Here is a 5,685-nt window from a genome sequence, read left to right as displayed (position 1 = left end):
GGCGGATTCCGTTCCGCTCCGCTCGGCGCGCTTCGGCTGGGCATCGATCACGGCGCCTATTGCCTGGGGTGCTGCTGGGCGCTGATGGCTCTGTTGTTCGTCGGTGGCGTCATGAACGTGCTGTGGATCGCCGGCATCGCCATCCTTGTTCTGCTGGAGAAGACGGTGCCGACCGGGCAGCTGATTCCGCGCGTTTCAGGCGCGTTGATGGCCGCCATCGGGATCTGGATCGTCTTTCAAGCCCTTTGAGAACAGTCTTCGTCGGCGGTCTGTATTGGTATGCAGCCGTCAGTAAATTGTCAGATGACAATCTTGGGACCTGGTAGTTCGTCGCACGGGGAGGTCAACAACGACGAGCTATTGCCCGGGATGGATTTCGCTGCCGCGGCCCGTATTGGCCCCGCGTTGGCGTTGCATGAGATTTGCCGCCTTTATTAGCCCTGCTGGCTAAATCGCGGGCGTGTTTGTCTGTAAATCGGGCATTTGCGGCAATCGGTTTTCAAACTCTTTGGGTTTCGGTCATTTCCCTTGACCTCACAGGAATTATCGCCTTCGATGACATTTGTGAATGGGAGGCGGCGCGTCGGTTACGATGCGGGGTTTCGGGAATGGGCCGGGATGAAGCCGCGTTCACACGGGAGAAAAAAATCAGGATTTACTCCTGAAAACAGAGAAAAGGGTCTGTGGGTCATGAAACACATTGCTATCGGCATTCTAGGCGCCGCCACGCTTGGATTGATGGCGTCCGCCGCGTCGGCGGCCACGCTCGACACCGTCAAGGCGAAGGGCTTCATCCAGTGCGGCGTCTCCACCGGCCTTGCCGGCTTTTCGGCGCCGGACGACAAGGGTGACTGGCAAGGCATCGATGCGGATTTCTGCCGCGCTGTCGCGGCCGCCGTCTTTGGTGACGGCTCCAAGGTCAAGTTCACGCCGCTCAGCGCCAAGGAGCGGTTCACCGCGCTGCAGTCGGGCGAGATCGACATCCTGTCGCGCAACACCACCTGGACCATCAACCGCGATACGGCGCTTGGCCTGAACTTCATCGGCGTCACCTACTATGACGGCCAGGGTTTCATGATCAACGCCAAGAAGCTGCCGGGCGTCAATTCGGCCCTGCAGCTTTCGGGCGCGGCCGTCTGCGTGCAGAGCGGCACCACCACCGAGCTGAACCTCGCCGACTACTTCAAGGCCAACAAGATGGAGTACAATCCCGTCGTCTTCGAGAAGCTGGAAGAGGTCAACGCCGCCTATGATGCCGGCCGCTGCGACGTCTACACCACCGATCAGTCGGGCCTCTACGGCATCCGCCTGACGCTGGGAGCGCCGGCCGACCACGTCGTGCTGCCCGAGATCATCTCCAAGGAGCCGCTCGGACCGGCCGTTCGCCAGGGCGACGACCAGTGGTATCACATCGTCAAGTGGACCTATTTCGCGCTGCTGCAGGCTGAAGAGCTCGGCATCACCAAGGCCAATGTCGAGGAGATGAAGAACTCGGCAAGCCCCGAGATCAAGCGCGTGCTCGGCCAGGAAGCCGATACCAAGATCGGCACCGATCTCGGCGTCTCCAATGACTGGGTGGTCAACATCGTCAAGGCCGTCGGCAATTATGGCGAAATGTTCGAGCGCAATGTCGGCTCGGGCAGCCCGCTGAAGATCGCGCGCGGCATCAACGCGCTGTGGACCAAGGGCGGCCTGCAATACGCGCCGCCGATCCGCTGATCGAAATGTGATCCGGGAGGCAGATCATCTGCCTCCCGGTTTCTCTTTCCAGGGACGGTCGAATGGCATCGCAGGAAGTACTTCGCGAGGAGCCCAGCCGCGGTTCCTTCATCAACGATCCGAAAATCCGGGGCATATTCTTCCAGGTGCTGGTCGTCGTGCTGCTGGTGGCGGGCGTCTGGTGGATTGCCCACAACGTCATCGACAACCTGACGCGGCTGCGCATCGCTTCAGGCTTCGGCTTCCTCAAGGGCCGCGCCGGCTTCGACATCAGCGAGAGCGCGATCGCGTATTCGTCGGATTCGACCTATGGCCGCGCGATTCTGGTCGGCCTCATCAATACCTTGATCGTCGCCATCGTCGGCATCATCACCGCGACAATCATTGGCTTCGTCATCGGCATCGGCCGGCTCTCGCAGAACTGGCTGATCAGGAAGATCTGCACGGTCTATGTCGAGGTTTTCCGCAACATCCCGCCGCTGCTGGTCATCTTCTTCTGGTATTCCGGCGTGCTGGCCGTGCTGCCGGCGCCGCGCGACAGCATCGGTTTGCCGTTCGGCTCCTTCCTCAACCAGCGCGGTTTTTATTTCCCACGCGCCGTATGGGGCGACGGCTCATGGCTGATCTTCGTCGCCCTGCTCGTCGGCATCGCCATGGCGTGGTTCGTCGCGCGCAAGGCGCGGCAACGGCAGATGGCGACCGGCCAGCAATTTCCAGTGTTTTGGACGTCCACCGCGCTGATCGTCGGGCTTCCGCTGCTCGCCTATGCGCTGAGCGGCTTTCCCCTGAGCTTCGACTACCCGAAGCAGTCGACTTTCAACCTGACCGGCGGCTTCCAGGTCCGGCCGGAGTTCCTGTCGCTTTATCTGGCGCTGTCCTGCTATACCGCCGCCTTCATCGCCGAGATCGTGCGCGCCGGCATCAGGGGTGTCAGCGCGGGCCAGACGGAAGCTGCCGGTGCGTTGGGCTTGCGGTCCGGATCGATCCTGCGGCTGGTCGTCGTGCCGCAGGCCATGCGCATCGTCATTCCGCCGCTGACCAGCCAGTATCTCAACCTGACCAAGAACTCGTCGCTGGCTATCGCCATCGGCTATCCGGACCTGACGGCGACCGCCGGGACGGTGCTGAACCAGACCGGGCAGGCCGTCGAGGGCGTGGTGATCATGATGGTGATCTACCTCGCCATCAGCCTCCTGACCTCGCTTGTGATGAACTGGTTCAACGCCAAGATGGCGCTGGTGGAGAGGTGAGGTAAGGACATGCAAGAACATGATATGTCCTGGGTGCGCACCGAAATGGTGCTGGCGCAGCCGGCGCCCGCCAGCGTCACCGGCCTCGGCGCATGGGTGCGCAAGAACTTGATCGCTTCTGCCGGCGACACCATTTTGACGATCGTCGGCATCGCCCTGGTGGCGATGATCCTGCCGCAAATCACCAATTGGGCGTTCATCAACGCCGTGTGGACGGGACCGGACCGGACCGTATGCGCCACGGTGGCGCAGGGCGGCATCCAGCCGGACGGCTGGACTGGCGCCTGCTGGGCTTTCGTCAACGCCAAATTCGGCCAGTTCATGCTCGGCCGCTATCCCATCGAGGAGCGCTGGCGGCCGATCCTGGTCGCTATCCTGTTCGTGGCGCTGCTGGTGCCGATGCTTATCCCGAAGGTGCCGCGCAAAGGGCTGAATGCGGTGCTGCTGTTCTTCGTGCTGCCGATCGTCGCCTTCGTCCTGCTGGTCGGCGGCATGTTCGGCCTGCCGCATGTCGAGACCTCGCTTTGGGGTGGGCTCTTGGTGACGCTCAGTCTGTCTTTCGTCGGCATTGCCGTGTCGCTGCCGCTCGGCATCGTGCTGGCGCTCGGCCGCCGTTCCAAGATGCCGATCATCAAGACGCTGTGCGTCGTCTTTATCGAGACGGTGCGCGGCATCCCGCTGATCACCGTGCTGTTCTTCGCCAGCGTCATGCTGCCGCTGTTCCTGCCGGAGGGTGTCTCGTTCGACAAGTTCCTGCGCGCGCTGATCGGCGTGTCGCTGTTTGCCGCGGCCTATATGGCCGAAGTGGTGCGCGGCGGCCTGCAGGCGATCCCCAAGGGCCAGTATGAAGGTGCCGATTCGCTCGGCCTCGGCTATTGGCAGAAGATGTATTTCATCGTCATGCCGCAGGCGCTGAAACTGGTCATCCCGGGCATCGTCAACACCTTCATCGGCATGTTCAAGGACACCAGCCTGGTCATCATCATCTCGATGTTCGACCTGCTCGGCATCGTCAAACAGAATTTTTCCGATGCAAACTGGGCAACCGCGCAGACGGCGAGGTCCGGCTTGATCTTCGCCGCCTTCGTCTTCTGGCTGTTCTGCTTCGGCATGTCGCGCTATTCAATGTACACCGAACGCCGGCTCGACACCGGCCACAAACGCTGATGCATGTCGCCCAAAAGTGTATAGCGGTTTTGGGATAACGACATGCATCACTACCAACGATAAAGAACAAGGGGATTCTGTCATGGCCACCGAAAATGCCGTCAGCGCCGAAGAGATCAAGGTCAACGCCGCCAAGATGCAGATTTCCACGACCGATGTCGCCATCGACATCATCGCCATGCACAAATGGTACGGCGAGTTCCATGTGCTGAAGGACATCAACCTGAAAGTGATGCGCGGCGAGCGTATCGTCATCTGCGGCCCCTCCGGCTCCGGCAAATCGACCATGATCCGCTGCATCAACCGTCTGGAGGAGCACCAGAAGGGCAAGATCATCGTCGACGGCAAGGAACTGACCAACGATCTCAAGAAGATCGACGAGGTGCGCCGCGAGGTCGGCATGGTGTTCCAGCACTTCAACCTGTTCCCGCACCTGACCATCCTGGAGAACTGCACGCTGGCGCCGATCTGGGTGCGCAAGACGCCGAAGAAGCAGGCCGAGGAAATCGCCATGCATTTCCTCAAGCGCGTCAAGATCCCGGAACAGGCCAACAAATATCCCGGCCAGCTTTCCGGTGGCCAGCAGCAGCGTGTGGCGATCGCCCGCTCGCTGTGCATGAACCCGCGCATCATGCTGTTCGATGAGCCGACCTCGGCGCTCGATCCGGAGATGATCAAGGAAGTGCTGGAGACCATGGTCGGCCTTGCCGAGGAAGGCATGACCATGCTGTGTGTCACCCACGAGATGGGCTTCGCCCGCAAGGTCGCCAACCGGGTGATCTTCATGGACCAGGGCCAGATCGTCGAGCAGAACACGCCGGCCGAGTTCTTCGACCACCCGCGCCACGAGCGCACGAAGCTGTTCCTGTCGCAGATCCTGCACTAGGCCTCGACGGCCACGAAGAGCCCGGCTGAAACACTGCCGGGCTCTTTTGCGTATGGGAGAACAGGCGGGCGTTCGTGTCGCCGGAGTGCGTTTGCAGGGCCGCCTTTCAATGAAAAGACTGGGACGTTTTCTGGGTCTTCTGTTGGTTCTCGTCGCACTCGCTGTGACGACGGGCACCCTCGTGCCACGGCCGCTGTGGCCGGCCGCCGCCGCCGTGCCAGCCGCGACACGCCACATCCTGGTGCTGAACAATCCGATCCACACCGATATCGCCATCCCGGTCGATGACGCCGTGCGCCGGCGTTTCCATTTCCTGGTCGACGCGGGCATACCGGCCGACAGGCCGGAGGTCCGCTACATCGTCTTCGGCTGGGGCGGCCGCGCCTTCTACCTGGAGACGCCGACATGGTCCGAGCTGAAGGCGGTGCCGGTGATGAAGGCACTGACACTCGACGCGTCGGTCATGCATGTCGATGTCGCCGGTGACATCGTCGAACCGCGCCCCGATATCGCGGGGTTCGACATCACCGAGGATCGGTTCACGGCGTTGCTCGATTTCATCGATGCGAGTTTCCAGCGGGGACCGGAAGGCCCGATCCTCGTTCCGGACGCAGCCTATTCCAGGTTCGACGGCTTCTACGAAGCCAATGGCCATTTCAACGC

The 5,685-nt window shown here is 61.6% G+C and carries 6 protein-coding genes; all 6 read left to right on the top strand.

Annotated features, from left to right (window positions below; translation table 11 throughout):
* Positions 1 to 249: DUF2182 domain-containing protein (locus EN893_RS15930; protein WP_206640126.1), on the top strand; the 249-nt coding region annotated here is incomplete at its 5' end.
* Between the two features lie 441 nt (positions 250 to 690).
* The gene (locus EN893_RS15925) at positions 691 to 1,719 is read left to right on the top strand and encodes an amino acid ABC transporter substrate-binding protein (protein WP_127268988.1); all 1,029 of its coding nucleotides are present in this window, start codon (positions 691 to 693) and stop codon (positions 1,717 to 1,719) included.
* A 62-nt stretch (positions 1,720 to 1,781) separates the two neighbouring features.
* Positions 1,782 to 2,969 (top strand): amino acid ABC transporter permease, encoded by a 1,188-nt coding sequence (locus EN893_RS15920; RefSeq protein ID WP_127268987.1) that lies wholly within the window; start codon positions 1,782 to 1,784, stop codon positions 2,967 to 2,969.
* A gap of 9 nt (positions 2,970 to 2,978) precedes the next feature.
* Positions 2,979 to 4,136 carry an amino acid ABC transporter permease gene (locus EN893_RS15915; RefSeq protein ID WP_127268986.1) on the top strand — a complete coding sequence of 386 codons (1,158 nt, stop codon included), beginning with the start codon at positions 2,979 to 2,981 and terminating at the stop codon, positions 4,134 to 4,136.
* Between the two features lie 82 nt (positions 4,137 to 4,218).
* Positions 4,219 to 5,022 (top strand): amino acid ABC transporter ATP-binding protein, encoded by an 804-nt coding sequence (locus tag EN893_RS15910; RefSeq protein WP_013532420.1) that lies wholly within the window; start codon positions 4,219 to 4,221, stop codon positions 5,020 to 5,022.
* Between the two features lie 109 nt (positions 5,023 to 5,131).
* Positions 5,132 to 5,685: TIGR02117 family protein (locus tag EN893_RS15905; protein ID WP_128361637.1), on the top strand; the 554-nt coding region annotated here is incomplete at its 3' end.

The sequence above is a fragment of the Mesorhizobium sp. M7A.F.Ca.CA.004.04.2.1 genome (assembly GCF_004022825.1).
GTDB lineage: Bacteria > Pseudomonadota > Alphaproteobacteria > Rhizobiales > Rhizobiaceae > Mesorhizobium.
Note: the sequence above shows the minus strand (reverse complement) of the source record. Positions and strands in the feature narration are given on the sequence as shown.

Bases quoted from the DNA above. Each gene is read 5' to 3' on its own strand.
- EN893_RS15925 (WP_127268988.1), top strand. From the start codon at position 691: ATGAAACACATTGCTATCGGCATTCTAGGCGCCGCCACGCTTGGATTG.
- EN893_RS15920 (WP_127268987.1), top strand. From the start codon at position 1,782: ATGGCATCGCAGGAAGTACTTCGCGAGGAGCCCAGCCGCGGTTCCTTC.
- EN893_RS15915 (WP_127268986.1), top strand. From the start codon at position 2,979: ATGCAAGAACATGATATGTCCTGGGTGCGCACCGAAATGGTGCTGGCG.
- EN893_RS15910 (WP_013532420.1), top strand. From the start codon at position 4,219: ATGGCCACCGAAAATGCCGTCAGCGCCGAAGAGATCAAGGTCAACGCC.